The organism is Schauerella aestuarii (assembly GCF_009866805.1).
GTDB classification, from domain to species: Bacteria; Pseudomonadota; Gammaproteobacteria; order Burkholderiales; family Burkholderiaceae_B; genus Schauerella; species Schauerella aestuarii.
The window spans coordinates 1-212 of the sequence record NZ_SIZW01000002.1; the positions used below are offsets into that span (position 1 = coordinate 1).

Consider the following 212-nt stretch of genomic DNA (forward strand, 5'->3'; position numbering starts at 1 on the left):
ACCGACGGCGCATGGACCTACACGCTGAACAACGCTGCCACCAACGTCCAGGCGCTGGCGCAAGGCGAGCAACGTCAAGAAGTGTTCACGGTCACGTCTGCTGACGGGACGGTTTCGCAAGTCACAGTCACCGTGATCGGGACGAATGACGCAGCTGTCATCGCAGGTCAAGGCTCGGGCACCGTCACCGAGGACAGCGTGTTGACGGCCTC

General features: G+C 62.3%; 1 protein-coding gene. It reads left to right on the plus strand.

Annotated features, from left to right (window positions below):
* Positions 1-212 (plus strand): VCBS domain-containing protein (locus EYW45_RS00010; RefSeq protein ID WP_202444501.1); only part of this gene is annotated, 212 nt, incomplete at both ends.